Annotated in this window: 27 protein-coding genes; 12 read left to right on the top strand and 15 right to left on the bottom strand. The window is 63.8% G+C overall.

Features of this window, described 5'->3' with window-relative positions:
* Positions 1-619: 619 nt before the first annotated feature.
* The 4 genes from A3AC_RS0111455 to A3AC_RS0111440 form a co-directional block, all read right to left on the bottom strand.
* Positions 620-1399 (bottom strand): ABC transporter ATP-binding protein, encoded by a 780-nt coding sequence (locus tag A3AC_RS0111455; protein ID WP_025598976.1) that lies wholly within the window; start codon positions 1397-1399, stop codon positions 620-622.
* A 41-nt stretch (positions 1400-1440) separates the two neighbouring features.
* On the bottom strand, positions 1441-2154 hold the full coding sequence (locus tag A3AC_RS0111450) for an ABC transporter permease (protein ID WP_025598975.1): 714 nt from the start codon (positions 2152-2154) through the stop codon (positions 1441-1443).
* On the bottom strand, positions 2151-2840 hold the full coding sequence (locus A3AC_RS0111445) for an ABC transporter permease (protein WP_025598973.1): 690 nt from the start codon (positions 2838-2840) through the stop codon (positions 2151-2153). Before A3AC_RS0111445 ends, A3AC_RS0111450 begins: the two co-directional genes overlap by 4 nt.
* A gap of 308 nt (positions 2841-3148) precedes the next feature.
* Positions 3149-3925: an ABC transporter substrate-binding protein gene (locus A3AC_RS0111440; protein WP_025598971.1), complete on the bottom strand. Its 777-nt coding sequence runs from the start codon at positions 3923-3925 to the stop codon at positions 3149-3151.
* Between the two features lie 437 nt (positions 3926-4362).
* Here A3AC_RS0111440 and A3AC_RS0111435 point away from each other — a divergent pair, with 437 nt between their 5' ends.
* On the top strand, positions 4363-5073 hold the full coding sequence (locus A3AC_RS0111435) for a pirin family protein (RefSeq protein WP_025598970.1): 711 nt from the start codon (positions 4363-4365) through the stop codon (positions 5071-5073).
* 238 nt (positions 5074-5311) lie between these two features.
* Here A3AC_RS0111435 and A3AC_RS0111430 read toward each other — a convergent pair whose 3' ends face one another.
* Positions 5312-5845, bottom strand: coding sequence for a periplasmic heavy metal sensor (locus tag A3AC_RS0111430; protein WP_025598969.1), 534 nt, complete (start codon positions 5843-5845; stop codon positions 5312-5314).
* A 218-nt stretch (positions 5846-6063) separates the two neighbouring features.
* On the opposite strand from A3AC_RS0111430, the gene A3AC_RS0111425 reads away from it, so the two are divergent.
* Both A3AC_RS0111425 and A3AC_RS0111420 read left to right on the top strand, forming a co-directional pair.
* Complete coding sequence (locus A3AC_RS0111425) at positions 6064-6789, top strand: response regulator (RefSeq protein ID WP_013338547.1); 726 nt, start codon at positions 6064-6066, stop codon at positions 6787-6789.
* Positions 6773-8089 (top strand): ATP-binding protein, encoded by a 1317-nt coding sequence (locus A3AC_RS0111420; RefSeq protein WP_025598968.1) that lies wholly within the window; start codon positions 6773-6775, stop codon positions 8087-8089. The genes A3AC_RS0111425 and A3AC_RS0111420 overlap by 17 nt, the downstream gene beginning before the upstream one ends.
* Before the next feature lie 127 nt (positions 8090-8216).
* On the opposite strand, the gene A3AC_RS0111415 is transcribed toward A3AC_RS0111420, so the two are convergent.
* Positions 8217-8483, bottom strand: a complete 267-nt coding sequence (locus A3AC_RS0111415) for a double-stranded DNA-specific endonuclease (protein ID WP_013338549.1) — start codon at positions 8481-8483, stop codon at positions 8217-8219.
* 114 nt (positions 8484-8597) lie between these two features.
* Complete coding sequence (locus A3AC_RS0111410; protein ID WP_025598967.1) at positions 8598-10289, bottom strand: sensor domain-containing diguanylate cyclase; 1692 nt, start codon at positions 10287-10289, stop codon at positions 8598-8600.
* Positions 10290-10981: 692 nt separating this feature from the next.
* Between A3AC_RS0111410 and A3AC_RS0111405 the strand changes: the two genes are divergently transcribed.
* Together A3AC_RS0111405 and A3AC_RS0111400 are read left to right on the top strand one after the other, a co-directional pair.
* Positions 10982-12733: an ABC transporter permease gene (locus tag A3AC_RS0111405; RefSeq protein ID WP_025598966.1), complete on the top strand. Its 1752-nt coding sequence runs from the start codon at positions 10982-10984 to the stop codon at positions 12731-12733.
* 105 nt (positions 12734-12838) lie between these two features.
* Positions 12839-14185, top strand: a complete 1347-nt coding sequence (locus A3AC_RS0111400) for an ABC transporter ATP-binding protein (RefSeq protein ID WP_025598965.1) — start codon at positions 12839-12841, stop codon at positions 14183-14185.
* A gap of 125 nt (positions 14186-14310) precedes the next feature.
* Here the strand turns inward: A3AC_RS0111400 and A3AC_RS0111395 are convergent, their stop codons facing one another.
* The 3 genes from A3AC_RS0111395 to A3AC_RS0111385 all read right to left on the bottom strand — a co-directional run bounded on the left by A3AC_RS0111395 (position 14311) and on the right by A3AC_RS0111385 (position 16798).
* The gene (locus A3AC_RS0111395) at positions 14311-14853 is read right to left on the bottom strand and encodes a hypothetical protein (protein ID WP_025598964.1); all 543 of its coding nucleotides are present in this window, start codon (positions 14851-14853) and stop codon (positions 14311-14313) included.
* Positions 14850-15488 carry a hypothetical protein gene (locus A3AC_RS0111390; RefSeq protein WP_025598963.1) on the bottom strand — a complete coding sequence of 213 codons (639 nt, stop codon included), beginning with the start codon at positions 15486-15488 and terminating at the stop codon, positions 14850-14852. Before A3AC_RS0111390 ends, A3AC_RS0111395 begins: the two co-directional genes overlap by 4 nt.
* A gap of 251 nt (positions 15489-15739) precedes the next feature.
* Entirely contained in the window at positions 15740-16798 is a 1059-nt protein-coding gene (locus A3AC_RS0111385; protein ID WP_025598962.1) for a sigma-54 interaction domain-containing protein, read from the bottom strand.
* Positions 16799-17105: 307 nt separating this feature from the next.
* On the opposite strand from A3AC_RS0111385, the gene A3AC_RS0111380 reads away from it, so the two are divergent.
* The 6 genes from A3AC_RS0111380 (at position 17106) to otsA (ending at position 21861) form a co-directional block, all read left to right on the top strand.
* The gene (locus A3AC_RS0111380) at positions 17106-17423 is read left to right on the top strand and encodes a DUF883 family protein (RefSeq protein ID WP_025598961.1); all 318 of its coding nucleotides are present in this window, start codon (positions 17106-17108) and stop codon (positions 17421-17423) included.
* A gap of 89 nt (positions 17424-17512) precedes the next feature.
* Entirely contained in the window at positions 17513-17779 is a 267-nt protein-coding gene (locus A3AC_RS0111375) for a hypothetical protein (RefSeq protein WP_025598960.1), read from the top strand.
* Between the two features lie 299 nt (positions 17780-18078).
* The gene (locus tag A3AC_RS0111370) at positions 18079-19479 is read left to right on the top strand and encodes a sigma-54-dependent transcriptional regulator (RefSeq protein WP_025598959.1); all 1401 of its coding nucleotides are present in this window, start codon (positions 18079-18081) and stop codon (positions 19477-19479) included.
* Between the two features lie 91 nt (positions 19480-19570).
* Positions 19571-19798 (top strand): hypothetical protein, encoded by a 228-nt coding sequence (locus tag A3AC_RS30980; protein ID WP_084515436.1) that lies wholly within the window; start codon positions 19571-19573, stop codon positions 19796-19798.
* Positions 19799-19954: 156 nt separating this feature from the next.
* The gene (locus A3AC_RS0111365) at positions 19955-20215 is read left to right on the top strand and encodes a hypothetical protein (RefSeq protein WP_025598958.1); all 261 of its coding nucleotides are present in this window, start codon (positions 19955-19957) and stop codon (positions 20213-20215) included.
* Positions 20216-20433: 218 nt separating this feature from the next.
* Positions 20434-21861: an alpha,alpha-trehalose-phosphate synthase (UDP-forming) gene (gene otsA / locus A3AC_RS0111360; protein WP_025598957.1), complete on the top strand. Its 1428-nt coding sequence runs from the start codon at positions 20434-20436 to the stop codon at positions 21859-21861.
* A 151-nt stretch (positions 21862-22012) separates the two neighbouring features.
* Here the strand turns inward: otsA and A3AC_RS0111355 are convergent, their stop codons facing one another.
* The 5 genes from A3AC_RS0111355 to A3AC_RS0111335 form a co-directional block, all read right to left on the bottom strand.
* Positions 22013-23461: an MFS transporter gene (locus A3AC_RS0111355; RefSeq protein WP_025598956.1), complete on the bottom strand. Its 1449-nt coding sequence runs from the start codon at positions 23459-23461 to the stop codon at positions 22013-22015.
* A gap of 146 nt (positions 23462-23607) precedes the next feature.
* On the bottom strand, positions 23608-24111 hold the full coding sequence (locus A3AC_RS0111350) for a YbhB/YbcL family Raf kinase inhibitor-like protein (protein WP_025598954.1): 504 nt from the start codon (positions 24109-24111) through the stop codon (positions 23608-23610).
* A gap of 160 nt (positions 24112-24271) precedes the next feature.
* Positions 24272-24718, bottom strand: coding sequence for a very short patch repair endonuclease (locus A3AC_RS0111345; RefSeq protein ID WP_025598953.1), 447 nt, complete (start codon positions 24716-24718; stop codon positions 24272-24274).
* Positions 24719-24964: 246 nt separating this feature from the next.
* Positions 24965-25426, bottom strand: coding sequence for a hypothetical protein (locus A3AC_RS0111340; RefSeq protein ID WP_025598952.1), 462 nt, complete (start codon positions 25424-25426; stop codon positions 24965-24967).
* A 95-nt stretch (positions 25427-25521) separates the two neighbouring features.
* Positions 25522-25791, bottom strand: coding sequence for a hypothetical protein (locus tag A3AC_RS0111335; protein ID WP_025598950.1), 270 nt, complete (start codon positions 25789-25791; stop codon positions 25522-25524).
* Between the two features lie 421 nt (positions 25792-26212).
* On the opposite strand from A3AC_RS0111335, the gene A3AC_RS0111330 reads away from it, so the two are divergent.
* Positions 26213-26824, top strand: coding sequence for a hypothetical protein (locus A3AC_RS0111330; RefSeq protein ID WP_025598949.1), 612 nt, complete (start codon positions 26213-26215; stop codon positions 26822-26824).
* Positions 26825-26864 lie beyond the last annotated feature (40 nt).

Genomic DNA, 26864 nt, shown 5'->3' with positions numbered 1-26864 from the left:
CTTCTCCTCCATACCCTGTCAAAAAGTGAAACCCAGTACTGCGAATGGTGTTCGGACGCGAGCCGCGCCGAACAGAAATCGGTACCAGGGAGATTAGCGGGCGGATTGGTCTCCTGTCCTGACGTGCAGCCTTGAGGCTGTTCTGTTCGCCATGCCGATCCCTCGCCGACCGGTTCTCCTCTGTGCTTTGAAGTGAAACTACTTTTAATGTACTTAGTTTTGCTACTTTGGTTACTAATTTATCAAAAATAAACTTGAGTGTGAGAAGAAATTAGTACCGAGCTTGACCTGTGTCTCCAAATTGCAATACCGGTGTGCGCAAAGGCTCGTTGCGGCGTCCGACGAAACGGCGAAAACCCTTATGCGACAAGCGAATCACGGATCGAGAAGGGCGAGATCAAGGATTGCCACTATTGACGCATTCACTGCGGCAGGCTAGGGCGGAAAACGTGAGCTGGAGAGCAGACTGGACGAGGATTTCGCGGCCGAAAAGCGCGGATTACGCAGTTGACCGAAACAAAAAAGGCGCCCGTAAGCGCCTTGTAAAACTACTTTGACTACAGCCGGTAATCAGGATTCGTCGCCAAATCTCAAATACCAGGCTGTGCGACATGTTTTGCTATTTAAGACTGCCGGAAAGGAACTGCTTCAGCCGCTCACTGCGCGTATTTCTGAAAACCTGATCCGGATGGCCTTCTTCTTCCACGCGGCCTTGGTGCAGGAACATCACGTGATTCGACACGTTGCGCGCAAACGCCATTTCATGCGTGACGACGATCATCGTGCGGCCTTCCTCGGCCAGCGTCTGCATGACCTTCAGCACTTCGCCCACCAGTTCGGGATCGAGTGCGGAGGTCGGTTCGTCGAACAGCATGACGTCGGGGTGCATGGCGAGCGCGCGCGCAATCGCCACGCGCTGCTGCTGACCGCCCGACAGATGCGACGGATACTGCTTTTCGAGGCGCGGCGCGAGGCCGACCTTTTCCAGATACTCGCGAGCGCGATCTTCGGCTTCCTTGCGCTTGAGCCCGAGCACGTTCACGGGCGCCTCGATAATGTTCTCGAGCACGTTCATGTGCGACCACAAATTGAAGTGCTGAAACACCATCGACAATTTGGTCCGCACGCGTTGCAGCTGCTTCGGGTCGGACACGCGCAGCGCACCGTTCTTCGCCAGTTGCGTACGGACTTCTTCGCCGTCCACGAAGATGCGCCCAGCGTTCGGCTGCTCGAGAAAGTTGATGCAGCGGAGCATGGTGCTCTTGCCCGAACCGGAGGAACCGATCACGCTGATTACGTCGCCGGCGTTCGCCTTCAGGGAAACGCCCTTGAGGACTTCGTTGTCGCCGTACTGTTTATGAAGCTCGTCGACGAAAAGCTTTTGCTTCGTGTTGTTCATCAGAATCCTTGGGCGTGCTTACATGCCGGGCGCGGGCCCGATTATTTGCCTTGCGGCCGCAGGTAAGCGAGCCAGCGGTGCTCCGCGCGGCGGAACAGCCACACGAGCGCGAAAGAAATGCACAGATAGAGCAGGGCGGCAATGCCAAAAGCATTGAACGACTGATACGTCGCGGAGTTCACGTCGCGCGCGATCTTGAGAATGTCCGGCACGGTCGCGGTGAAGGCGACGGTCGTGGCGTGCAGCATCAGGATCACTTCATTGCTGTAGTACGGCAGCGCACGGCGCAGTGCGGAAGGCAGAATCACGCGCCGATACAGCGTAAACGACGACATGCCGTACGCGCGTGCCGCTTCAATTTCGCCATAAGGCGTCGCCTTGATCGCGCCGGCGAAAATCTCCGTGGTGTACGCGCAGGTGTTCAGCGTGAACGCGAGCAGCGTGCAATGCATGCCGTCGCGGAAGAACGCGTTGGTCAGCTCGTGATTGCGAACGATTTCGAGGCTGTATAAGCCCGTGTAACACAGCAGCAACTGCACATAAAGCGGCGTGCCGCGAAAGATGTAGGTGTAGAGCCAGACGAGACCGGCGAGCCATTTCTTCTTCGAGACGCGCGCCACTGCAAGCGGGATCGACAGGCAGAAGCCGAGCCCGATCGAAACGACCAGCAGCCACAGCGTGATCGCGAGGCCGGTGAAGCGGTAGCCGTCCGTGTAGAGATAATTGCGCCAGTATTCCTGAATGATCTCGATCATAGATCCGCCTTTCGCACGCCGGTCGAGTAACGCTTTTCGAGGTACATCAGCACGAAGTTGGACACTGTGGTGATGACGAGATAGATCGCCCCCGCGAGCAGGGTGAAGAAGAAAAACCGCAAGGTGCCTTTGCCCGCGTCCTGCGAAGCCTTGACCACGTCCGCTAGACCGATGATCGACACGAGCGCCGTGGCCTTCACCATCACCTGCCAGTTATTGCCGATGCCGGGCAGCGCGAAGCGCATCATTTGCGGGAACATGATTCGGGAGAACACCTGCCAGCTCGTCATGCCGTAGGCCGCGCCGGCTTCCAGCTGGCCGCGCGGCACCGCGAGAAACGCGCCGCGGAACGTCTCAGTGAAGTACGCGCCGTAAATGAAGCCGAGCACCGCGACGCCGGCCACGAAGGGGTCGATGTCGATCTGCTCCCAGCCGAGCATGTCGGTCAGATTGTTGAGCCAGATCTGGATGCTGTAGAAGAGCAGCAGCATCAGCACGAGGTCGGGCACGCCGCGCACGAGCGTCGTGTAGACGGTGCCGGCGCCGTACGAGAGGCGGTTCTTCGACAGTTTCGCCGCCGCGCCGAGAAGGCCCAGCAAGAAAGCGAGCGCCAGTGACAAAACCGCCAGCTTGACGGTTTGCCAGGTGCCGTTGAGAAGCAGCGGGCCGTAGCCTTGAAGGAACATAGGGGGTCCTTGACGATGCGTTTGCGACACACCGCGAAAGACGCGGGCGGACCGGCGCCGCAGGTAACGCGGGCATCGCCCGCCGTGATCCGCAGCGCACAGCGCACCGCTGTGCAAATCATGACTGCATGGCCGTTGCCGGTCCTGCAGCGCGCTTTTCGACTCTCTTTGAAACTAGACCGACTGTATTACGAAGCCCCGGGCACGCCCATGCGGGCGAGCCCCGAGTCTCCTGTTTGGTGCATTTGACGGAAACCCGGGCAGGACGCCCGAGGCAGGCGGCCGTTTCAGGCGTGCCCGCTGGCCGCTCAGTGTCCGGGATAGATCTCGAAGTCGAAGTACTGCTTTTCGAGCTTTCTAAACGTGCCGTCCTGGTGAATCTGCGCGAGCGCCTTGTTGAACATCGTCTTAAGCTCGGCATCTTCCTTGCGCAGACCGATGGCCGTGCCTTCGCCGATGGTTTTCGCGTCCTTCACTTCCGGGCCGGCCCAGGCGAAGCCTTTGCCGCGCGGCGTTTTCAGGAACCCCGCGTCGGCCTGGATTTCGTCCTGAAGCGCGGCGTCGAGCCGGCCGGAGGTGAGGTCGGCGTAGACCTGATCCTGGTTCTGATAGGGCACCACCGTCACGCCCTTCGGCTCCCAATAGGCCTTGGCGTACGCTTCCTGAGTCGTGCCCTGTTCGACGCCGACGCGTTTGCCCTTCAGCGATTCAGCGGTGGGCAAGAGCGGCGAGCCGGCTTTGGCGATCATGCGGGCGGGGGCGTCGAACAGCTTGTCGGAGAAATCGATCTGCTCGCGGCGCTTGTCCGTGATGGTCAGCGACGACACGATTGCGTCGAACTTCTTGCCCTTGAGTGCCGGGATGATGCCGTCGAAATCCTGCTCCACCCATACGCACTTGACGTTCATTCTTGCGCACAGCGCCTTGGTCAGATCGACGTCGAACCCGACTACCTGGCCGCTGGCCGCCTTCGATTCGAACGGCGGATAACTGGCGTCAACCCCGATGCGTACGGTTTTCCATTCTTTTGCCATGGCGCCGGTGGCCATGACGGCGAGCGCTACGCACAGTGCGAGCTTCTTCATGTTTCTCCTGGGTCAAACTGATCGTCTTCTTGTCCGATCCCGACGAAGCCTGGCTTGTGGCCGGCCGTCGCTATTCTAGGCGGTCAAAATTGCAGCGCCGTCGCGGTTTGCGCGTGATGTCCGGCCGTGCCGGCGCGCTTTGCGCCACCATGTGCGGTGAAAAGCGCGGTATTTTACCCGAACAGGGAGCGGGCGCCAGTCCGCGGTGTGCGCCGCGCCCGCGCCGCCTCGGGAGGCGTTGCGTGTGCGCGACGCATGCACGCCGCATCGCTGCAAAGCCGTGCGCTGCAGTTTCGTCCGCAGGAACGCGCGGTGGCTCGTGAAGTCACGTGCGATTACGCGGATTTGCGAAACGATCCAGTGCGCTTGCGCCCGATTGTCAGGGGAGCGGCGAGCCCATACATTCTCGCCATCGCCAATTTCACCGGGAGTACGTCATGATCGAAATCCGCCGCTCCGCAGAACGGGGCCATGCCAACCACGGCTGGCTGGACTCGTATCACAGCTTTTCGTTTGCCGACTACCGCGACCCCGAGCACGTCCATTTCGGACCGCTGCGGGTTATCAACGAAGACCGCATTGCGGGCGGACAGGGCTTCGGCACGCACGGACACCGCGACATGGAGATCGTCACGTATGTGCTCGAAGGTGCGCTCGCGCACCGCGACAGCATGGGCAACGGTTCGACGATTCGTCCCGGCGACGTGCAGCGCATGAGCGCCGGCACGGGCGTGATGCACAGCGAGTTCAATGCGTCGCAGGACGAAGAGGCGCACCTGCTGCAGATCTGGGTGATTCCGCAACGTGCGGGCGATCAGCCGGGCTACGAGGAAAAGCGCTTCGACGCCGCCGACAAGCGCGGCCGTCTGCGCGTCGTCGCGTCGCCCGACGGTCGCGACGGCTCGGTGACGATCCATGCGGACGCGTCGATTTACGCCGCGCTGATCGACGGCGCGGAAACGGCCACGTTCGCTGTGCCGGAAGGGCGGCTCGTCTACGTGCACGTGGCGCGTGGCTCGCTCGCGGTGAATGGCGAGGCGCTGCAAGCCGGCGACGCGGCGAAGCTCAGCGATATCGACACCGTGACGCTCGAAAAGGGCGAGCAGGCGGAAGTGCTGCTGTTCGATCTCGGCCGGCTGGACGGCTGAGGCGGCGCCGGTCGCGCGTCCTTCAACCAGAATGGTTGAGCGCGCAACCAGTGCGAACGGTGCGCAAGCCATGCACCGGCACCGGCTGACCACGACGCGGCTCGATGAAAGAAACGCCACGGGAAACCTTTCCCGTGGCGTTTCTGTTTTTGCGAAGGCGGCCATGCCGGCCGTCTTCACGCAGTTCCAGCTCGCCGGGCTTGCGGCGCGGCGAGCGTCAGCGGAACTGCTATGCGGCTTACTGATTCGCAGCCGGCGCCGACGCCGCGCCATGATGTTGCTGCCAGCGCTCGCGCATTTTCTCGTGACGCGATTCCATCTTCGCAAAGCGCTGCTTCAACGCGGTGCTGACGGTCGTCTTCTGCTGGTCGTTCAGGCCGTTGTAGAACTTGAGCCAGGCGTCCGTGGTCTGCTGGCGCAACTGCGCGTCTTTCTGCTCGATCTGCTGATGAGCGGCGGCCATTGCGTTCAGATCCAGAATCGGCTGTTGCTGCGCGGCCTTGAACTGGTTCTTCATCTGCTCGTGATTGGCGCGCATTGCCTCATGGCTCTGCTTCATGGTGTCGAGCGCGGCTTGCCACTGCTTTTCCTGATCCGCGTTCAGCTTCAACTGGTCATGCAGTTGCGTGAGCTCCTTCATGAAGTGGCCGTGCCAACCGCCGGGGCCGCCGTGGGCCTCGTGAGGTGGTTGGGCGGCATAAGCCGCGCCCGCGCCGATGGCGAGAGCGGTGGCGGCAACGGCGAGGGCACGCGAGATTTTTCTGGTGGACATATAAGGCTCCTTGTAATGGAATAGCCGACGATGCATCCGATTCAAGTGGCGGCCTGCATTCGGTAAGACACAGCGTAGAGAAGAGCATCGGCCCCTGTGTTACGCGGTCTCGCGCCGCTGTTACGGGCCATTACGTGCAGCTTTCACCGTAACACCCGGTAACCCTTGAGGCCCGCCTGAAACCGAAAACCGCACGTGCCGCGCGTTAAACTTCATTCATGGCTACTCAAATACTTGTTGTCGACGACGACGTCGAACTGCGCGATCTGCTGCGCGACTATCTGGCCCGCCAGGGCATCGAGGTTTCGGTGCTGCACGACGCGGGCTCGCTCGAGCGCAGGCTTGAACGCGAGCGTCCCGATCTGATCGTGCTCGATCTGATGATGCCGGGTGTGGATGGGCTCACTGCATTGCGCAAGCTGCGCGCGTCGGGCGACGACATCCCCGTCATCATGCTGACCGCGCGCGCGGACGATGTCGACCGGATCGTCGGTCTCGAACTCGGCGCGGACGACTACCTCGGCAAGCCGTTCAATCCGCGCGAACTGCTCGCGCGCGTGCAGGCGGTGCTGCGCCGGCGGCGCACGTTGCCCTCGGCGGCGGCGCCCGAGCAGCGCGAGCCGTTCAGCTTCGGCCGCTTCACACTGGATTTCCAGTCGCGCACGCTGCATCTGGAAGACAAGCCGCTCACGCTGTCGGGCAGCGAGTTCGCGCTGCTTAAAATTTTCGTCAATCACCCCATGCGTACGCTGACGCGCGAGCGTCTGCTCGAGCTGCTGCACGGTCCCGAATACGACGGCACCGACCGCGGCATCGACGTGCAGGTGTGGCGTCTGCGGCGCATTCTCGAAACGGACCCGTCCACGCCGCGTTTCATCCAGACAGTGCGCGGGCGCGGCTACGTGTTCGTGCCCGACGGCGAACAGCATGCGCCGGCCCATTGATTCGCTGTTCGGGCGGCTGGCGTTACTGGTCGTCGCGGTGTTGCTGCTGTCGCATTTCGCGTGGTATGCGCTCATGCGCCTCGAGCGCAGCCAGTTGCAAACCCGCTATGCGGTCGAGGAAGCGACTTTTCTCGTCGACGCGGTGCGCCAGCACGTGGTGCGCAACCCGGACCAGCCGCTGCCGTCACGCGTGAAACTCGTCGACCCGTCGAGCCCCGAAGTGCCGCCCGAAACGTCGGAGATGCCGCCGCCGCTCGAGCGTTTCATTGAAGATGCGCGCGACCGCATGCCGTCCGGCACGCAGGTGCGCGTCGGCCTGCCGGGCCGTCCGCCCACGCTGTGGGTACGCGCGCCCACGGATCGCAGCTGGATCGTCGTGCCGGTGCAGCCGTTGCGGCCGCCGCGCTCGCTCGACCGGACCGTGCTGTGGCTCGTCATCATATTTTCATTCGCCGTGATGGCGGCGCTCTTTGCCGCATGGGCGCTGCAGCAGCCGTTGCGCTCGCTCGCGCAGGCGGTGGCGCGCTTCGGGCGCGGCTTGCCTGTGCCGCCGGTGCCCGAGCGCGGACCGCGCGAGTTGCGGCAACTGACGCATGGTTTCAACCAGATGGTTCAGGAAGTCGCGCGCACGGAAAACGACCGCGCGGTGATGCTCGCCGGCGTCGCGCACGATCTGAAGACGCCGCTTGCGCGCTTGCGGCTGCGCGCCGAAATGATGGACGAAGCGAAGATGCGCGACGGCGTGGTGCGCGACGTCGATTCAATGACGCACATCGTCGAGCAATTCCTGGTGTTCGCGCACGACGGTGCGGACCGCAGCGAAGCCGTGGAAGTCGACGCGCAATGCGAGCGGGTGGTGCGCAGCTATCGCGCGGTGGCCTCCGGTGCGCCGACCGTGCAAACCGAGCTGCGCGCCGGCCCGGGCTTTCTGCTGCCCGCCGCCACGCTCGACCGGATTCTGTCGAACCTGCTCGACAATGCGCATGCGTATGGCGCACCACCCATCGTCGTCGCCACCGCGCGCACGGCCGAAGGCTTCACACTCTCCGTGAGCGACAACGGCAAGGGCATCGCCGCGCAGGACCTCGTCAATGCAAGCCGGCCTTTCGTGCGGCTCGATCCGGCGCGCGGCGGCAATGGTCATAGCGGCCTCGGGCTCGCAATCGTCGAGAGGCTGGTGCGGCGCGCGGGGGGTGAGTGGGAGATCGGCAACCACGAAGGCCGTGGCTTGCGAGTTCTGATGAGCTTTCCGTTTTCCGCGCTGCCTCAGGCGCGGGCAGCGTCGGAAACCGTCTGGTAGAGGGGGCGCAGGCGCGGCGTTGCGTAGCACCTGGTTTATGGCGTTTCGCCTTCGCTGCGATTTGCATAGCTATTGCTTCGGCCGCTGTCAGGACCGCTTCACGCGCATGCGTTCCAGCGCTTGCGCTCTAGTCGGAGAACAGCGTGTTCAGCGCGTTCGCCGCTTCGCTATCCACGGTATTCCACGTCACGCTTTCGGCCTCGAAAATATAGTGGGTCGTGTATTTGCCGAGGCGCGCGAGTATCTCTTCCTGAATGACTTCGGGTGCGACTTCCAGCTTCAGATACCAGGCGGTGGACGATAGCCGCGTTTGAAACGCGCCGTATTCCGCCAGCAGATGATCGAACGCGTCAGCGTCCTGATCGCGGCAAACAATGACCAGATTTCCCTTCATGCGAATCTCCCGTTAAGGCGGTAGCGACAACTCAAGGTCAGTGTCGATCATACCTGCCTGGCCGCGGGAGGCTCGAAGTCCCGGCTTGCGTTGTGTCAGAAGGTCGGCTCGCGATTACCAGACGTTGGCGACCGTGCGCGCGGGCGGCGCGGTGTCGTCGGGCGGCAGGGCTTCGATGCGGTCGCGGCCGCCGGTTTTGGCCGCGTAGAGTGCCATGTCGGCGCGGCTCATGATCCGCTCGGGCAGGTCGTCGACGGAAAGTTCGGTAATGCCGATGCTCACGCTTAGCGTCACCGAAGCGGGCAGCTTCGACGACGGCACCGCTTTCAGACGCAAGCGCAGGCGCTCTACCACTTCGCGGCCCCCGGCAAGGTCGGTGGCCGGCAGCAGCAGCCCGAATTCTTCGCCGCCGAGCCGGCCGATCGCGTCGGCGCCGCGCAGTTCGGCTCGGCAGGTGTCGACGAAATGTTCTAGCGCGCGGTCACCGGCGGCATGGCCGAAGCGGTCGTTGATCTGCTTGAAGTGGTCGAGGTCGGCAATTGCCATGCACAGCGGCTGGTTCCCCAGATGCGCGCGGTCTATCTCATGACGCAGCAGATCGAGGAAATAGCGGCGCGACAGCGCGCCCGTCAGCGCGTCGTGCCGCGCCTCCGCCGAAAGCAGCGTATTGGCCGACTGCAACTGCTCGGCGAGATCACGCGTGGCCCGATGATGGCGCCGCTCGCGCACATACGACACGGTGATCACCCACGCGAGCGCCACGGTGCCCGCCAGTGTCAGAAACACCAGCAGATGGTCGCGCTTGTGGTTGCGCAGCAGTTCTGGCCAGGCGGAGAGCGGCTCGACGAGATGCGCGGAGAGCCCGGAGTTCAGTCCGCCGCGGGTCTGATACAGCGACGGTCCGGGCTGCCCGGCCGAGCCGAACAACTGCCCGGCCATAGCCGCGGACACCCACGGCGCCTGCTCGCGCACCTGGGTATCGACGCGAATCTGGATGTCCGGGAACGCGTCGCGGCGATAGGTCACGGTGCGGTCCCCGGCGCTCATCTTCGTGACGCGCGAATTGGGCAGCGCGTGGCCTTCGAGCTTGCTGTCGTGCGCCATGATGATGACGCCGTTGTCGTCGGCGACAAAGGTGCCGGCATGCGCAACCCAGTGGCGCAGCCGCGCGATTCCCACCTTGGCGACGACCGCGCCCGCCAGCTGGCCGTCGGCGTAGACCGGCACCGCGATGAAGATGCCGGGTTCGCCCGTGGTGCGCCCTACGCCATAGGTCTCCGAGAACGCCCCGAGCAGCGCATTGGTCAGATAGGCGCGCACACGCATGTCGACGCCCAGGAAGGAACTGCGCGGCGCCTGCATATCGCTGCCGACATCGCTCGAGGCCACGCAGATGCCATTGGCATTCACGAGCCATACCTGATCGAGCCCGGAAAAGCCTTGAGCGCGGTGCAGGAAGGTGCTCACGGCACCCATATGCGGGTCGTTCAGCAACGCGGCGCGCAGGGCGGGTTCCGTCGCATCGCTGTTCGCGGCATAATTCCGGGATTGCACCAGTGCGTTCTGGACCACGTCCATTTCGGCCATGGTTGCGGGGATGGCCCGCGACATAGCGAGGTCGCTTGCGATCACCTCGGCCATGTTGTCGACGATCGAGGCGGCCATCTGACGTTGCGCGTGCAACGCCGCCGCAAGCTCTTGCTGTACCATCCGGTCCGCGACCATGCCGGCCACGAACCAGCAAGCCAGTACGATCAGCATGAAGCCGATCGGGCCCGTTGCGTGTCGCAAGGTTGTCCTGTTCATCGACCCTCTGATCCGTCTGGCTGAAACATGCAACTAGCTTATTCGTGGCAGCGCCGCGGCGCTGTTTCGCCCCGCATTTCGCTCGGGGTCGCGCCGCGCGGGGTTTCGCCGTTCGGGTTTATGCCGTTATTGGAGCGCGCGGTCGTACGCCGCCGCAGCGGGCCGGGGTAAAACCATTAACGCAGGCGCATCTTTGGGGATTTTAACCGTCATAGGGCCAGAGGGCACCGTTATTGGGTCACGAAATCCATATTGGCTGCACCCGTTAGGCTCTTAACGGCAACCGCGCTGGTTTCTTGATGCCGTGGGCCGCGTTCGGCGCAAGGCCGCTGTCAGGCCATTGCGGGCCCCTTGTCAGGCGGCCGTTGAAAGTTGCGGGGAATTGCCCCCAATGGTTGTGCCTGAAACATAGGATGGTGTAGTGTCGTGCCGTCCAAAACAAAGGAAAGCTCGCCAGCCTACGGGCGGCGTCTGTGGCGACAGGACTCTGGCTTGACGAATGAGGTTCCGGGGCGGCTTGCCCAGCGGCGCTTCCGTTGCCAGTCCACATGTCTCCTACGCTAACGATTTACCGCGCACACGCGTTTTGCCATGCCTGATTTCCGCTTTCCGGACCAATCTTCAGACCGCCGCGCGGCAGCCGCCGCCTCCTTCGCGCGTTCGACCGCCTGTATACATGAGGAGTGGGTCTGATGGATTTCAGCTTTGACCTGAAGCGCACCGCCAATGCGTCGGCATGGCGAGTGCTGCCCAACCGCTGGGACTTCGTCGCGTTCCCGCTCATCATCTGCATCATCGCGATGGCGGCGATCGGCTTTCACGAGACGCTCGCGCCGATGTCCACCCTCAAGACGCAGGCGATCTCGCTCGACCCCGCGAATCTGCCCGAGTATGCAATGCGCACGACATTGCGCATGCTCGCGGCGATGGTGGCGTCGCTGATCTTCACGCTGGTCTACGGCACGCTTGCCGCGAAGAGCCGCCGCGCGGGCCTCGTGCTGGTGCCGATTCTCGACATCCTGCAGTCGGTGCCGGTGCTCGGCTACATCTCGTTTACCGTCACGTTCTTTCTCGCACTCTTTCCGGGGCGCGTGCTGGGTGCCGAGCTCGCGGCGATCTTCGCGATCTTCACGAGCCAGGCATGGAACATGACGTTCAGCTTCTACCAGTCGCTGCGCACGGTGCCGCGCGATCTGGATGAAGTCTCGCGCGGTTTCCACCTGACGTCGTGGCAGCGCTTCTGGAAGCTCGAAGTGCCGTTTTCGATGCCCGGCCTTATCTGGAACATGATGATGTCGATGTCCGGGGGCTGGTTCTTCGTGGTCGCCTCGGAGGCGATCACCGTCGGCAACCGCACGATCACGCTGCCCGGCATCGGCGCCTTTCTGGCGCAGGCCATCACCGACAAAAACCTGCACGCCATCGGCTGGGTGATCCTTGCGATGACCGTCGTGATCCTCGCGTACGACCAGTTCCTGTTCCGCCCGCTGGTGGCCTGGGCCGACAAGTTCCGCATGGAGAACACCAGTTCCGGCGACGCGCCCGAATCGTGGCTGCTCGACCTGATTCGCCGCACGCGGCTGATTCATCGGCTGCTGGTGCCGCTCGGCTGGATGTTCGCGAAGGCCGCGCGGGTGCCGCTGCGCATGCCCGCGCTGCAAGGGCCGCGCTTCCAGATTCCGCAGATCCAAAAGAGCTCGCGCGTCGGCGACATCGTGTGGGCCGCGCTCGTGCTGGTCGGCACCGTGTATGTGGTGTACCGCGTGTTCATCTATGTGCGCACCGGCGTGTCGCTCGACGAAGTCGGCCATGTGTTCGTGCTCGGTCTCATCACGCTGCTGCGCGTGGTGGTGCTGATCGCGATAGCGTCCGTGATCTGGGTGCCGGTCGGCGTGCTGATCGGCCTGCGGCCGGCGCTGGCCGAGAAGATCCAGCCGCTCGCGCAGTTTCTCGCCGCGTTCCCGGCCAATCTGCTGTTTCCGGTGTTCGTGATCGTGATCGTGCGCTTCCACCTGAATCCGGACGTGTGGCTTTCGCCGCTGATCGTGCTCGGCACGCAGTGGTATATCCTGTTCAACGTGATTGCCGGCGCGACTTCGTATCCGAACGACTATCGCGAGGCGGCCAGGAATTTCCATATCCGCGGCTGGCAATGGTGGCGTCAGGCCATGTTGCCGGGCATCTTCCCGTACTACGTGACGGGTGCGATCACCGCGTCGGGCGGCGCGTGGAACGCGAGCATCGTCGCGGAATTCGTGCAGTGGGGCGACACCAGAGTAGCCGCGCACGGGCTCGGCGCCTATATCGCGCAGTCCACGGCGGCGGGCGATTATCCGAAGATCATTGTCGGGATCGCGGTGATGTCGCTGTTCGTCACGCTGTTCAACCGCCTGTTGTGGCGGCCGATGTACGCCTACGCGGAAGCCAGGCTGCGGCTGGACTGAGGCACGAGCCTCTGCGCCAGCCCCGCCGTTGCGCGCCGCGCCCGCCGCAGGAGTACCAAGACCCGGGCGGCCCGGCGTTTTCCTGAGAATTGAAGGCATAACGCGATGCAAAATCCTAAAGCTGCTATGACCGCCGCGCCGATCCAGACGCCGCCGAAGCCGCCGCGCCTCGGCGAAGAAATTCTGCGCGTCAAGGACGTGTGCCGCGGTTTCAATAAGACGCAGGGCGAGCTGCTCGTTCTGGACGACGCCAACCTGTCGCTGCGCGAGGGCGAGATAGTCGGACTGCTCGGGCGTTCGGGCTCGGGCAAGTCGACGCTGCTGCGCATCATTGCCGGTCTGATCGAGCCGACCGACGGCGAAGTGACGTATATGGGCAAACCGCTCGACGGTCCCGCGAAGGGCGTCGCGATGGTGTTCCAGACGTTCGCGCTGTTCCCGTGGCTGACCGTGCTGCAAAACGTGGAAGCCGGGCTGGAGGCGCAGGGCGTGGCCGCGCGCGAGCGGCGCGAACGCGCGCTCGCCGCGATCGACCTGATCGGTCTGGACGGCTTCGAGAACGCCTATCCGCGCGAGCTGTCGGGCGGCATGCGCCAGCGCGTCGGCTTTGCGCGTGCGCTGGTGGTGGACCCCACGCTGTTGCTGATGGACGAGCCGTTCTCCGCGCTCGACGTGCTGACCGCCGAAACCCTGCGTACCGACCTGCTCGACCTCTGGACGCAAGGCCGCATGCCGATCAAGGCGGTGCTGATCGTCACGCACAACATCGAGGAAGCGGTGTTCATGTGCGACCGGATTCTGGTGTTGTCGTCGAATCCGGGCCGCGTGATTGCGGAGATCAAGGTGCCGTTCAAGCATCCGCGTAATCGTCTTGATCCGGCGTTCCGGCGTCTGGTCGACGAGATCTACGCAAAGATGACCGCGCGCCAGACCGACGAGAAAACCAGGAAGGGTCTCGAACTGCACAGCTGGTTGCCGCATGTGTCGACCAACCTGATGGCCGGTCTGATCGAGACGCTCGCCGCCGCGCCGTATCACGGCCGCGCGGACATGCCGGAAATCGCCCGTTCGCTGCACCTGGAAGTGGATGACCTCTTTCCGGTCGCGGAAGTGCTTCAGCATCTCGGTTTCGCCGACGTCCGCGAAGGCGATATTTTCCTCACGCCGCCCGCGCGTGTGTTCGCTGAGTTCGGCACGCAGGAGCGCAAGATGATGTTCGCCGAGCATCTGCTGCGTCACGTGCCGCTGGCCGCGCGAATCAAGAAGGTGTTGAACGAGCGCCCGGGGCACCGCGCGCCGCGCGTGCGCTTCGAGCAGGAACTCGAGGACTTTCTGTCCGACAGCGCCGCGGAAGAAACGCTCGACGCGGTCATCAACTGGGGCCGCTACGGCGAGATTTTCTCGTATAACGACCAGACCGAAATTTTCAGTCTGGAAGACGTGGAGTCGTGAGCGGCGTGAGCGTTCAGCGCCCGGCGCAACGAAAAACGGCAGGGGAGACCCTGCCGTTTTCGTTCAAGCCGCGCGGAAACGTGATTGCCGAGTGATTGCCCGGCCCGCCGCTGCGCCTGTCGGCGTTATTGCAGGTTGCCCCAGCGTTCCACCGCCGGTTCCGCCGACGCCCATTTCCAGCCTTTGTCCTGCTGACACGCGCTTGCGGTGTACCAGTCTTCGTGTGCGTTCGGGCCGTCGCCATCCTGCACCGAGAACACGAATTCCTTGCACAGTGCGAGCGCCGAACCGAACGCGCGGGTCACGCGCACCTGGCCGTGGCCGTTCTCGACAGGCAGCGTATGTTTGATCGACCAGGGACGCGTTTCGCCGACCGGCATCGCGCCGGCCAATGCCGCGATCAGGTTCTGCTGGTCGCTGTGCATGCTGCGCATGTAGCGGCCCACGGCTTCGTCGGTGGCCGCCTGCACGGCGATGCCGACGCCGATGCCAACCGCCGGATTCGACGTGACGAGCCCGGAGGCGACACCGGCGGCCGCGCCGCTTGCCGCGCCGATCGACGAGCAACCGCTGGTCAGAAGACCCGCGCTGATACACAGCGCGCCGGCGAGCGCCGTCAGGCTCACGCGATGCAGCGGCCTGACCGCCGCGAGCGCACGCACCGTCATTGCAAGGCACCCCACCGTTCAGTGGCGGGTTCGGCCGACGCCCACTTCCAGGTGTCGCCGTCGCGGCAAATGGACGCGACGTAAAACGCGCTGCTTGCGGGGACGTTCTTCGTGGCGATGTGATCCACGGAGAAGACGATCTCCTTGCAGTCGAGCGCGCCCGCGCTGATCGTGCGGCTGACCGTGACGCGGCCGTGCTCGTCGTCCTCGATCGGCATGGTGTGCGTGACACTCCACGGAGCGATTGCGCCGACTTCGAGTGGCCCGGCAATTTTCGCGATGCCGTCCTGCGTGTTCTTGTGGACTACGCGCTCCGAGTACTGAACGCCGGCTCGCGCCGCGGCGACCGCGCCGAGACCGATGCCGGTTGCGACCGCGGCATTGCTCGTGACCTTGGCCGCGAGCGCGGCGCCGGCGATACCCGCGCCGGCAGTCGCGCCTTCCGTGTAGACCGAACTGCAGCCGGAAAGCGCCGACGCGAACGCTACCGCCAATGCGACGACGGCCGTGGCCTCGCGGCGCCCACCTGCGGCCGCTTGTTCCAGGCGGGCTTCACCGCGCGCCTTGAAGCGCAGCTTGAATCGCGATTCGAGGCGCGGTTTCAGCCACCCGCCGCACATCATTTTGTTTTGCATTCCCTGTCTCTGCTCTTGCAAAGCGCCGGGGTTCGCGCGAAGGCAGCGGCGAACCGGCGGCATGTTCTCCCATTGCCAGAAATGGGCTGCTGCATTTTGCAGGATGCGTTTTGTAAATGGCAGAGGGAAAATGCAAGCAATTGCAAAAGATGGTGCGCGTCAAACCGGTTTCTGCTCGCCTTCGGGGCCGGTTTGATTGGCGGTGCGAACTGTTCGAAGAGGGGCTTCTACAACCCGGCGTCTGCCCGGCCTTACTGTTCGGTATCTTCTTCCGTGCCTTCGTCGCCGTATGCGCTCAAACGGTTGTAGAGCGTTTTCAAGCTCACGCCGAGCGCTTTCGCCGCGCGCCGCTTGTCGCCGCCGCAGTATTTGAGGGTGCCGAGAATGATCTGTTTCTGCGCGTCAGCGAGGGGCGTGCCGATCCATACACTCATGGCGTCGCCTTGCGTGACTGGCCGTTTCACTTTCGACGCGAGATGCGGATGCGGCAGCTCGACCGTCTTCTCCGCGAGAATGAACGCGCGATACACCGCGTTCTTCAGCTCGCGCACGTTGCCCGGCCACGACCACGTGCGCAGCGTTTCGATCGAGCGTTTGCTGAAGCTCTTGCTGGTCCCTTCCTGCTGGTTGAGCTGGGCGAGAAAGTGCTGCGCGAGCAGTTCGCGGTCGTTCTCGCGTTCGCGCAGCGGCGGCGCGCGCAACGGAAACACCGCGAGCCGGTACATCAGATCTTCGCGCAAGCCGTTTTCCTTGACCGCGACGGCGGGGTCGCGATTGGTTGCGGCAATCACGCGCACGTTGCCGCTGATCAACTCGTTGCCGCCCACGCGGTAGAACGTGCCGGTCTCGAGCGCGCGCAACAGTTTCACCTGACGCACGGGCGCCATTTCCGTAACTTCGTCGAGAAACAGCGTGCCGCCGTTCGCATGCTCGAAGTAGCCGACGCGCCCCTGAACCGCGCCGGTAAAGCTGCCCTTCTCGTGGCCGAACAGTTCGGCTTCGATCAGTTCGTCGGGAATCGCGCCGCAATTTACGGCGACGAAAGGCGCCTCCCGGCGGCTGCTTTGATCGTGAATCGTGCGGGCAATCAGCTCCTTGCCGGTGCCCGATTCGCCGATGATCAGCGCGGTTGCATCGGTGCTCGCGACCCGTTCGATCTGCTCGTAGAGATCGAGCATCACGGGTGAAGAGCCGTACAGCAGGCCGTACGATTTCAGTCCCGCGATGCCGTCCGCGACGCGCTGCTTCGCCTGGGCGGAAGCGCTGCCGCCGGCGGACACAGTCGGCGAGTCCAGATCGATTGACGCCATAAACGGGGAAGTCCTGTCCAAATGTGTTATTGCGGCGCGCAGGCCTCGGGAACGAGACAGCAGAAGTTCTATCTCACAAAGGTCGATTTAACCACTTCGACGGCGCTTCCTGCAATGTATGTGACAGCAAACAGGCGAGCGTCGGCAGAAGTCGGTCGAAACTGCTCGCATGACCATTGCGCCCGTTCGCGCGAGGTCCAGACTTACCGGGCACAGCCATTGCGACTGGCCCGCGACACGCGTATGCCTGAGCCGCGGACCACGCGGCGCGCTCACGCGAGCACTGAACCTGGACGAGGAGAGAAAGATGACTGACACGACGCAACAGCTTGCACTCGGCGGCCAGAAGATAGTCGAGGATCTGCGCGTGCTGCTGAAGGATTCGGAAGAGATGCTGCGGCTCGCCGCCAATGTGCCCGGCGAGGGCGTCGGCGCGCTGCGCCAGAAACTCGGAAGCCACGTCGAGACGCTGCAATCCGCACTCGGCGACGCGCAGGAAAACGCGCAGCGGCGCTATCGCTACGCGACCGTCAACACGGAACGCTATGTGCGGCAGAACCCGTGGAGCTCCGTCGCCATCGCAGCTGGCGTCGGCTTCGTGCTGGGCGTGCTGACCGCGCGCTGAGCGCGGCTTCGCCGGCTTCGCATCCGCTGTGACCGGCCGACGGCGCGCCGGTTTTCTTCTCTGCGTTTAACGAACACAAGGAGTTCATGATGGCTCGACCCAAAATTGGCATCTTCGGCGCGCTGATGGCGCTCGGCGGCTACCTGGCGGTCCGCTATGTGCAGCGCAGCCGCGCGGCCCAGCCGGCGACGGCGCGCGAGTTGAACCGCTGGGAAGACGAGGGCGGCGCTGTGGTCACGCCGTCGGCGGCGTCGGCCGAGTCGGCCAGGAGCCTGCCGGCCAACGCCGGTCCGGGCGCCCACGGACCGAACGGCTCCGCGCACCCGGACGCCTGGCCGTTTCCGCATAGCAGTTGAGGTCCGTTCGACACTGCGCCGCCGCCAGCACGGCCGGCGCTGCGGCGTAGTGCCGGGACTGTTAAATTGTCTCGATAAAGCCTTATAATAGGTAAATACACAACAATAGTGCCGATCACGTGGCGGTTTTTGCGTGTATTGTTGCAATATTGGATGAAATCGGTGACCAAGCGCTGTAGTGAAGTTGGCGTACGCTCACTTTTGAGAGGTAGATGCCGGCTGCCCGCGCGAGGTCGTCGCCGTTTCCAGCATGCGTGCCGCATGCTGTTTCTCCCACGCTTGCAGGCTTTCGAGACGCGATGCCACATGTACTGATTGTCGATGACGACGTAAGTACCCGCGAGGCGCTTTCCGCCATCATCGGGGAAGACGGTTTGACCACTGCCACCGCGGGAGATCTGCGCGAAGCGCGCATTCAACTGGTCCGGCAAATGCCGGATGTTGTCTTTACCGACCTCAAGTTGCCGGACGGCAGCGGGGTCGAACTATTCGAAGATCTCGATCCGCGCTCCGGCGTGGAAGTGATTGTGATTACCGGCCACGCCACCGTCGAGTCGGCGGTGAACGCGCTGAAGATGGGCGCCACCGACTATCTGGTGAAGCCGATCAACATGCAGCGCGTGAAGGCGATCCTTTCGCGCCTGCCGCGCGCCGGCGACCTGAAGGCGGAAATCGGCACATTGCGCGGCGAGCTGCGCCGCATGGGCCGCTTTGGTTTGATGCTCGGCAATTCGCCGGCCATGCAGGAAGTCTACGACCAGATTGGCCGCGTCGCGCCGACGGCGGCCTCGGTGATGCTGGTCGGCGAGTCGGGCACCGGCAAGGAAGTGGCCGCCCAGACGTTGCACGAGCTCAGCCTGCGCCGCAAGCATGCGTTTCTCGCCGTGAACTGCGGCGCAATCTCGCCGAATCTGATCGAGTCTGAAATGTTCGGCCACGAGCGCGGTTCGTTCACGGGCGCGGACCGTCAGCACAAAGGTTATTTCGAGCGCGCGAACGGCGGCACGCTGTTCCTCGACGAAATCACCGAAATGCCGATCGAGTTGCAGGTCAAGCTGCTGCGCGTGCTGGAAACCGGCATGTTCATGCGGGTGGGTACCACGAAGGAAATCGAAACCGACGTGCGCCTCATTGCCGCGACCAATCGCGATCCGGAGCAGGCGGTGCTGGAGGGCAAGCTGCGGCTCGACCTCTACCACCGGTTGAACGTGTTTCCGATCAGCCTGCCGCCGCTGCGCGACCGCGGCAAGGACGTGGAACTGCTGGCGCAGGCGTTCCTCGACGAACTCAACGAGCGGCACGGCACGAAGAAGCATTTCCCGCCGGCGGTGAAGGAGATGCTGCTGTCGTACCCATGGCCGGGCAATGTGCGCGAACTGAAGAACTACGTGCAGCGGGCGCACATCATGTCGGGCACGGACTCCGACAGCACCGCGACCGTGCCGTTGCAGATCACGTTGTCCAAGCCCGCGGCGGGCACGGCGATCACGATTCCGTTCGGCACCTCGCTCGCCGAGGCCGACCGTCAACTGATTCTGGCCACGCTCGAACAATGCGGCGGCGTGAAGACGCGCGCTGCGGAAATTCTCGGCATCAGCCTGAAGACGTTGTACAACCGCCTCGTGGAATACGGCAACGACGCGCGCGAAGAAAGCGATTCCGCCGACGAATCGCGCGCGCTAGGCGGCGCGGACGCATAGCGTCAAATTGCTGTCTTTCTGCCGGGAGTGCGGCTCAAAACGGCACAACCCTTGCTGGTCCAGAAGCAAAGACATAGCGAGGACCACTGACATGCCGCACTACGCCGCCGCTCCCGCGCTGCCCCTTCGACAGCACGCGCATCGACCGGAGCCGATCGAGCCGCCCACCGCGCCGCCCACGCCGGGCGAGCCCGACACGGTGCCGGATCCGAGTCCTCAGCCGATCGAACCGGTCGAGCCGCCCATTGGCGACCCCCCGCCACAGCCCACGCAAACTCCGCAGGCCAGGCCGCGTCCGCCAATCTCTCTGCGCGTGTGATCCGCGTGCCGATTGTGCCCTCGCCTGGCGCAACGAATTTGTGTACATGTTACAAGTGCGACGCATGATTTACCGGCAGCTTGCCGTCGTCGCTCCTACACTGCGTTGATGCCGCCGTTGCCTGGCGGCGCCTGGCTTTGCCCGGAGACATCGATCATGAGACATCCAGCGCTGCGGCGCTCAGCGCGCCATTCCAAGCGCGAAGGCCGTCCCGCCAGCAAGAGTGATCCGGCCGTTCCTTCCGGGCCCGCCACCGGCTCTCAGGCCGTACCGGCTTCGCCGGCGCCCCACCACGACCCTTCCGCGCAGAACCGGGTGGCGCCCGACGCGCCGCCTGACGGGGAATACAACCAGGGCGGCGTCCGCCAGGAAGGCCTCGACTATCAGCGCGACCTCGGCTCCGAACAGGACGCGTGAGGCGCCCGGCCCGGCACCCGCGGGAAGGATTGCTTCTCGTTCTAGTTACTGGACGGAAGAATCTTCTGCTGGCCGCTGCCGCTTGGCGATTTCCTGCTCGTTCGTCACATCTGCATACATTTTTATTTCGCGTGCGCGAAAAAGAGGCACGCTGCTTGCGTGCATTGTCCCCGCACATGTCCGTATGCAACGAAATAACTGAACTAGGTGGAGCACCAATGAGCAGACTGGTCGTGGTATCGAATCGTGTCGCGCCGACCCAGGAAGGCCGGCCCGCAGCAGGCGGCCTGGCGATCGGCGTGCTGGACGCGTTGAAGGAAACCGGCGGAGTCTGGTTCGGCTGGAGCGGGGAGACGGTCAGCGAGCCGGCGGCGCCGGTGATCGAGAAGCAGGGCAACGTGACTTATGCGACCGTCGGTCTCACCAAGCGCGACTATGACCAGTATTACCGCGGTTTTTCGAATGCAACGCTGTGGCCGACGTTCCACTACCGCAACGACCTTTCGCGCTACGACCGCCAGGAATACGCGGGCTATCAGCGCGTCAACGCCACGCTCGCGAAGCAGCTCAAGGAGTTGCTCAGGCCCGACGACATCATCTGGGTTCACGACTATCACCTGCTGCCGTTCGCGCGCTGCCTGCGTGACCTGGGCGTGAAGAACCCGATCGGCTTCTTCCTGCATATTCCGTTTCCGGTTCCCGAAGTACTGCGCACCATTCCGCCGCACGAAGAACTCGTGAAGGCCATGTGCAGCTACGACGTGATCGGTTTTCAGACCGAAGCGGACCGGCAGTCGTTTGTCGATTTCATCGAGCGGGGGAACCACGGCACCTCGAGCGAAGACGGCATGGTTCACGCGTACAACCGCTTCCTGAAGGTGGCCGCGTATCCGATCGGCATCTATCCAGATGCAATCGCCAGGGCCGCCGAACAGTTCACCGACCGCAAGCCGGTGCGCAGCCTGCGAGACGGCATGCGCGGCCGCAAGCTGATCATGAGCGTGGATCGGCTGGATTACTCGAAGGGACTCGTCGAGCGCTTCCAGGCGTTCGAGCGCCTGCTGCTGAATGCGCCGGGGTGGCATGGGCGTGTGTCGCTGGTGCAGATCGCGCCGCCTACCCGCTCCGACGTGCAGACCTATCAGCGGATTCGTCAGACGCTGGAAGGCGAGGCCGGCCGCATCAATGGCCGCTTTGCGCAACTCGACTGGACGCCGATCCAGTATCTGAACCGCAAATACGAGCGCAATCTGCTGATGGCGCTGTTCCGGCAATCGCAGGTGGGCTATGTGACGCCGCTGCGAGACGGCATGAATCTGGTCGCGAAAGAATATGTGGCTTCGCAAGATCCGGCCGATCCTGGCGTGCTCGTCCTGTCGCAGTTCGCGGGCGCGGCCGAGCAATTGCCGGGTGCGCTGGTCGTCAATCCATTCGATCTCTCGCAGATGGCCGAGGCGCTGGAACGCGCGCTTTCCATGCCGCTTGCCGAGCGCCAGGCGCGCCACGCGGACATGATGGCGCCGATGCGCGAGAACAACCTGTCGGTATGGCGCGATACGTTCCTCGCCGATCTGCGCAACGTGGCGACAGCGTCTTCGGTGACGGCCAAAGCGGTAAAGCTCGCTGACGTGACGGCGTCGTCGTAAGTCGTCCGGCGGCTGCGCGGTTCCTGCAAGCCGCGCGAGCTGGTCACGTCGCAGCGAGGCAGGAAAAAACAGCGCCGCAAAGTGCGGAAAGGGCGTGCATCGCAGGATGCGCGCCCTTTGCATTGTTCTTTGCATATCCGATTCGCGAAACTCAGGCGGACCGCGAGTTGACCCGCTGCGTCACCCGCATGGTGCTGACCGCCGCCGCCAACGCGGAAAAGCCCGCGGCCACGTACAGCGCGACCACGGGCCCGCTGTGCGGCGCGACGCCGAAGATCAGCGAGACGAGCGCTGCGCCAAGCGTCTGTCCCGTCAGGCGCGCGGTGCCCAGCATGCCGCTCGCGCCGCCGCTGCGCTCGCGCGGCGCGGAGGACAGCATGGTGCGGTTGTTCGGCGACTGGAAAATGCCGAAGCCCGCGCCGCACAGCGCCATGCGCCAGGCGATCTGCACGGCGTCGGGATGGGCGCCGAGCGTGGCGAGCAGGAGCAGGCCGACTGTCATCGCGGCGAGCCCCACGCCGCCCAGCCAGCCCGCCGACACTTTGTCCGACAGCACGCCGGCAATCGGCGCGGCGAGAATGATGATCGCGGGCCACGGCGTCATCAGAAGTCCGGTGTCGACCTGCGAGAAGCCGAGCATGTCTTGCAGCATGAAAGGCAGCGACACGAAAGCGAGCATCTGCGCGCAAAACGAACACACGGACGTGCCGACAGATAGCGCGAAGATGGGAATCCTCAGCAAATCGATTGGCAGCAGGGGCGCGGGGCGGCTCAACTGCCGGCGCACAAAGAAATAGCCGATTACCACTGCGCCGATCAATTCCACCGCCACATAGCCGAGCCGCTCGCCGTGGCCCAGTCCGTCGACGGCGAAAATCAGCAGGCCGAACACAAGCGCGTTCATCACCGCGCTCAACAGGTCGTACGGGGACTCGTGGCCGCGGTTCATCGGCAGAGCCTTGAAGCCGCCGACAATCGCCGCGATGCCGATCGGCACGTTGATCGCGAAGAGCCACGGCCACGGAGCCACCGCGAGCACGCCGGAGGCCACCGTGGGTCCGACGGCCGAGGACACCGCGACCACCATCGCGTTGATGGCGACACCGCGTCCGAGTTGCGTCGGCGGATAGATCATGCGCACGAGCGCTGTGTTCACGCTCATCACGCCCGCCGCGCCGAAGCCCTGCACGACGCGGGCAACCGCGAGCGTGGGCAGCGACGTGGACAGCGCGCAGCCCAACGAGGCTGCCGTGAAAAGAATCAGCCCGGCCAGATAGATGCGCCGGTAGCCGATGCGATCGCCAAGCGACGCGAGCGGCAGCAGCGAAATGGTGATGGCAAGCTGATACGCGTTGACGATCCAGATCGAACCGGCTGCGCTAGCCTGCAAGTTGCGCGCGATGGTAGGCAGCGCGACATTGGCGATCGCGCTGTCGAGCACCGCGAGCGTCAGCGTGAGGGCAATGACGAGCATCGCCCAATAGCGTTGCGGCGTCGGCAGGCCGTGTTCGGAGCTGGATGCCGGCGCGCTGTCGGGCGCGAGGCTTTGCTCGGCGTCCGGCGGGAGTGTCCCGCCGTTGCCGGATGGTTGTGCGTGCATCGATTATTGGATTTTGCCTTGAGCGGTGCGCCGGGCGCGCAGCGAGCCGCGGTTCATGCCTGCCGTCGCGAAACGGTCCGCGCCGATCGCGCCGGTGCCGCGCCGCTTATCCGATGCAGCCGCGACGCGGCACCGCAGGCTTGCCGCTATTTGAGCTCGTACAGGCCAGTGTGCGTCGTCGAGTCGATTTCGTTCATGTGGGTCATGAAGCGCGCGACCGCGTTGGTGGTCTCGGCGGTGATCGGCAGGTGCGGCACCTTGAGCGCGTGCAAACGGAAAATGTAGCGGTGCGTTCTGTCGCCGCGCGGCGGCGCCGCGCCGCCGAAGCCCACAGTGCCGTAATCGTTGCGCACCTGCAATGCGCCTTGCGGCAGCAGCGAGCCGTCGGCCTTGCCGGCGTTGCGCGGCAACGAACGGACATCGGCCGGAATGTTCACCACAATCCAGTGCCAGAAGCCGCTGCCGGTGGGAGCATCGGGATCGTGCACGGTGAGCGCGAAGCTTTGCGTGTCGGGCGGCGCGCCTTCCCATTGCAGCGTGGGCGAGATGTTCTCGCCATCGACGCCGAAGGCCTTATCGTGGTACTCGTGCGCTTTCGGCATGAAGCCGTTGTTGGGGAAATCGTCGGACCAGAGACGGAAATCAGCCATTGTGTGCCTCCCTTCTTGACGGGTTTTGACGGCCGAAGCAGGCGCTTCTGGCGGCGCGCCTTCGTCATGCCCGGCACGCCTTCGCCGCTTCGGATCAGCCAGTCGAGTGTATCACCGCGGGCTTTCGATTCGCTCGCAAAGAACACGCTTTGAACGGCTTTCAGCCGCGCTCCTCGAAGCTCGGCGCGTCGCTCTTCAGCCATTCCACGAGCCGCGTCACTACGCCCTCGATGTCGCGATTGGCGCCACGCAAAGCGCATTCCCATACCACGCCGACGCGCCAGCCGCCAGCGAGAAGCGCGGCGCGCACCTTGTCGTCGTTGCTGCGGTTACGGCCGATCTTGTCGCGCCAGAACTCTGGCCGCGTTTGCGGCCATTTGAAGAGACGGCAGTCGTGACCATGCCAGAAGCAGCCGTGCACGAGCACGACTGCGCGGTAGCGGGGCAGCACGATGTCCGGGCGTCCCGGCAGATCGCGCGCATCGAGCCGGAAACGAAAGCCCTGCCGATGCAGCAGACTGCGGATCAACACTTCGGGCTTCGTATTGCGGCCGCGGATGCCTGACATCATGCGGCTGCGAGTCGCGCTGTCGACGATATCGACCATTGCTAGCTTCGCAAACTCGCGCAGCCGCTGCGCTCCGACGTGGGGAAAGGGGACGTGTGTCGACTCATGCTGGGACTCCTCGGCAAGCAGCGATGGCCTGCGCGGGAGCACGATGCACGCCACTTGGGGCGTGGTCGGCATTTCAATGCAAAGCGCGCGCAGGCAAGCCGGCTCATGCCGGCACTTGCCAGCAGTTTACGCAAAATCGTGTGCTTCGCGCGCGTTGCAACAGGAGGAGGATGCCCTTCAGGACCGGCGTACGAGCATGCACAGGCTTTGCAGCCTGCGCAGATCCGCGTCATAACCTTCCAGCGTATGGCCGAGAAGCTGTCTGCGCGCACTGCGCTTCTGCTCGAAGTTCTGCTTCTCTTGGTGTGTCGGCACCCAGTAGATGCCGGTGCGGGCTTCCTGCACGTGGCGGACTGTGCCGGCGTCGACGAGCTGGCTCAGTGAAGCCTTGATTTGCCGCGGACTGCTGTTCAGCTGGCTTGCGAGCGCCATGCAGGTATAGCGCACACCGGGCGTCATGATGGCGTCGAGGTTCGACGCGTTGAGCTTTTTGCGCTTTGCGGCTTCTTTGTGTTTTGCTTCCTTGTTATTCGCCTCTTGCTGATCTCTTGATTCGGCATGCGAAGCAATAGCGGAGCGTACCTCGCCGCCCGCCTGCCTGTCACGCGACAACGCCCGTGCCGTGCTGTCCTGTTTCATGTTCGACGCCTCTCCTATTCCTGTTTGACCAGTGGTGGATCGTCTTCACATCGCGCGCCGGAACCCGGTTGTTCCAAGCGCGCCAAGCTGACCGCTTACTGCGTTTCGGCCGAAGGAACGCCGTCGCGCGCGGCCGCAACCGCGGCGTCGCGCTCTTTCTTCGCGGCGGCTTTCTGCCGCAAATAAACGCGTTTCGCGGCCGCTACTTTCGCGTCGTAGGTACGATTGGCCGCGGAAATCCGCTGATGCATCTGGACGATCTGATCGTTCGTGCCCGCAGACGTCTTGTCTACCTCGGTCTGCGCCCAGCATGCGGATGCCGCGCTGAACATGCAGAACAACAAAGTGGAAATGATCTTTTTCATGGACACTCCTGCTCAAAAAAAAACGGCCGCGCTAAGCGGCCGCGAAAGTCCACCACTCAGACCTTGGAAAGTGGAGGCTCGGGGTTCGTTACTCGCTGCAACGTGTTGGAAAGGTAATGCAAGCATCGCGAAGCGGAAAGAACAGAAATGGCGTACGCGTAAAGCAAAACCGAACAGCCTCCATGTCCGGCGACGCGTACGTGCTGTGGCCTCGCGCACGCGTGATGTACGCAGCCTCTCATGCGCGTTGCGCCACTGTTCGCAGGCGATTAACGCGTTCACGGTTGCGCTTCTTCCCAAGCTGCATGCGCTCGCGATACGTTCGCTGCTGACAGTCAACAGGCGGCTACCCCGATAACAACGCTGACGTTCTCGCCCGGGCTGTCCGCCCCACCTACTCACCACGAACACGGAGCAAGATATGCGTGCACTCACAATGCGGTCGCCCACCATGCTGAACCTCGCGTTTGCCGCGGCCCTATTGTCGGGCCATCCCTTAGCGAGTCACGCGCAGCAGGCGCAGGCGCGCGCCGCGGCATCGGCCGGCGCACCTGGCGCGGAAGTGATCGCCCGAGTCACCAGCCGCATCGTCAATGTCGACACGCAGACGAGCCGCATCACGGTTGAAGGGTCGCGCGGCGAGACGGTGGTTGTTGAGGTCGATCCCGAAGTGGCCGATGTGAGGCTGCTCAAAGTGGGCGACGAAGTTCACGTCGAATATAAAGGGGCGCTGTTGTTGTCGGCGGAGAAAGTGGAGGCGAAGGGCGTCCGCTCGCGAGTCGAGGAAGAAGCCGCCACGCCGATGTCGCACGGCATGTCCGTCAAGCTGCGCAACGTCGACGTTGTCGCGACCGTACAAAGCCTGGATCGCAAGAACCGCCAGATCATGTTGCGCGGACCGGCGCGCAGCGTGTTGTTGCAGATAGCACCCGACGTATCGCTCGACAAGATCGCCGTGGGCGACAGTGTGCACGCAAGGTACCGTGCCGAAACGGCGATTCTGATTACGCGCGACGGCAACCCGATTCGCTGACCCTGGCGATGCGCCGGCGCGAAGGGCAAGGCCGCCGGCG

It is taken from the genome of Burkholderia sp. WSM2230 (assembly GCF_000472445.1).
Lineage (GTDB): Bacteria > Pseudomonadota > Gammaproteobacteria > Burkholderiales > Burkholderiaceae > Paraburkholderia.
The sequence above is the reverse complement of the archived record's forward strand: the minus strand, read 5'-3'. Positions and strand labels throughout refer to the sequence as shown.

Bases quoted from the DNA above. Each gene is read 5' to 3' on its own strand.
- A3AC_RS0111455 (WP_025598976.1), bottom strand. From the start codon at position 1,399: ATGAACAACACGAAGCAAAAGCTTTTCGTCGACGAGCTTCATAAACAG.
- A3AC_RS0111450 (WP_025598975.1), bottom strand. From the start codon at position 2,154: ATGATCGAGATCATTCAGGAATACTGGCGCAATTATCTCTACACGGAC.
- A3AC_RS0111445 (WP_025598973.1), bottom strand. From the start codon at position 2,840: ATGTTCCTTCAAGGCTACGGCCCGCTGCTTCTCAACGGCACCTGGCAA.
- A3AC_RS0111440 (WP_025598971.1), bottom strand. From the start codon at position 3,925: ATGAAGAAGCTCGCACTGTGCGTAGCGCTCGCCGTCATGGCCACCGGC.
- A3AC_RS0111435 (WP_025598970.1), top strand. From the start codon at position 4,363: ATGATCGAAATCCGCCGCTCCGCAGAACGGGGCCATGCCAACCACGGC.
- A3AC_RS0111430 (WP_025598969.1), bottom strand. From the start codon at position 5,845: ATGTCCACCAGAAAAATCTCGCGTGCCCTCGCCGTTGCCGCCACCGCT.
- A3AC_RS0111425 (WP_013338547.1), top strand. From the start codon at position 6,064: ATGGCTACTCAAATACTTGTTGTCGACGACGACGTCGAACTGCGCGAT.
- A3AC_RS0111420 (WP_025598968.1), top strand. From the start codon at position 6,773: ATGCGCCGGCCCATTGATTCGCTGTTCGGGCGGCTGGCGTTACTGGTC.
- A3AC_RS0111415 (WP_013338549.1), bottom strand. From the start codon at position 8,483: ATGAAGGGAAATCTGGTCATTGTTTGCCGCGATCAGGACGCTGACGCG.
- A3AC_RS0111410 (WP_025598967.1), bottom strand. From the start codon at position 10,289: ATGAACAGGACAACCTTGCGACACGCAACGGGCCCGATCGGCTTCATG.
- A3AC_RS0111405 (WP_025598966.1), top strand. From the start codon at position 10,982: ATGGATTTCAGCTTTGACCTGAAGCGCACCGCCAATGCGTCGGCATGG.
- A3AC_RS0111400 (WP_025598965.1), top strand. From the start codon at position 12,839: ATGCAAAATCCTAAAGCTGCTATGACCGCCGCGCCGATCCAGACGCCG.
- A3AC_RS0111395 (WP_025598964.1), bottom strand. From the start codon at position 14,853: ATGACGGTGCGTGCGCTCGCGGCGGTCAGGCCGCTGCATCGCGTGAGC.
- A3AC_RS0111390 (WP_025598963.1), bottom strand. From the start codon at position 15,488: ATGCAAAACAAAATGATGTGCGGCGGGTGGCTGAAACCGCGCCTCGAA.
- A3AC_RS0111385 (WP_025598962.1), bottom strand. From the start codon at position 16,798: ATGGCGTCAATCGATCTGGACTCGCCGACTGTGTCCGCCGGCGGCAGC.
- A3AC_RS0111380 (WP_025598961.1), top strand. From the start codon at position 17,106: ATGACTGACACGACGCAACAGCTTGCACTCGGCGGCCAGAAGATAGTC.
- A3AC_RS0111375 (WP_025598960.1), top strand. From the start codon at position 17,513: ATGGCTCGACCCAAAATTGGCATCTTCGGCGCGCTGATGGCGCTCGGC.
- A3AC_RS0111370 (WP_025598959.1), top strand. From the start codon at position 18,079: ATGCCACATGTACTGATTGTCGATGACGACGTAAGTACCCGCGAGGCG.
- A3AC_RS30980 (WP_084515436.1), top strand. From the start codon at position 19,571: ATGCCGCACTACGCCGCCGCTCCCGCGCTGCCCCTTCGACAGCACGCG.
- A3AC_RS0111365 (WP_025598958.1), top strand. From the start codon at position 19,955: ATGAGACATCCAGCGCTGCGGCGCTCAGCGCGCCATTCCAAGCGCGAA.
- otsA (WP_025598957.1), top strand. From the start codon at position 20,434: ATGAGCAGACTGGTCGTGGTATCGAATCGTGTCGCGCCGACCCAGGAA.
- A3AC_RS0111355 (WP_025598956.1), bottom strand. From the start codon at position 23,461: ATGCACGCACAACCATCCGGCAACGGCGGGACACTCCCGCCGGACGCC.
- A3AC_RS0111350 (WP_025598954.1), bottom strand. From the start codon at position 24,111: ATGGCTGATTTCCGTCTCTGGTCCGACGATTTCCCCAACAACGGCTTC.
- A3AC_RS0111345 (WP_025598953.1), bottom strand. From the start codon at position 24,718: ATGGTCGATATCGTCGACAGCGCGACTCGCAGCCGCATGATGTCAGGC.
- A3AC_RS0111340 (WP_025598952.1), bottom strand. From the start codon at position 25,426: ATGAAACAGGACAGCACGGCACGGGCGTTGTCGCGTGACAGGCAGGCG.
- A3AC_RS0111335 (WP_025598950.1), bottom strand. From the start codon at position 25,791: ATGAAAAAGATCATTTCCACTTTGTTGTTCTGCATGTTCAGCGCGGCA.
- A3AC_RS0111330 (WP_025598949.1), top strand. From the start codon at position 26,213: ATGCGTGCACTCACAATGCGGTCGCCCACCATGCTGAACCTCGCGTTT.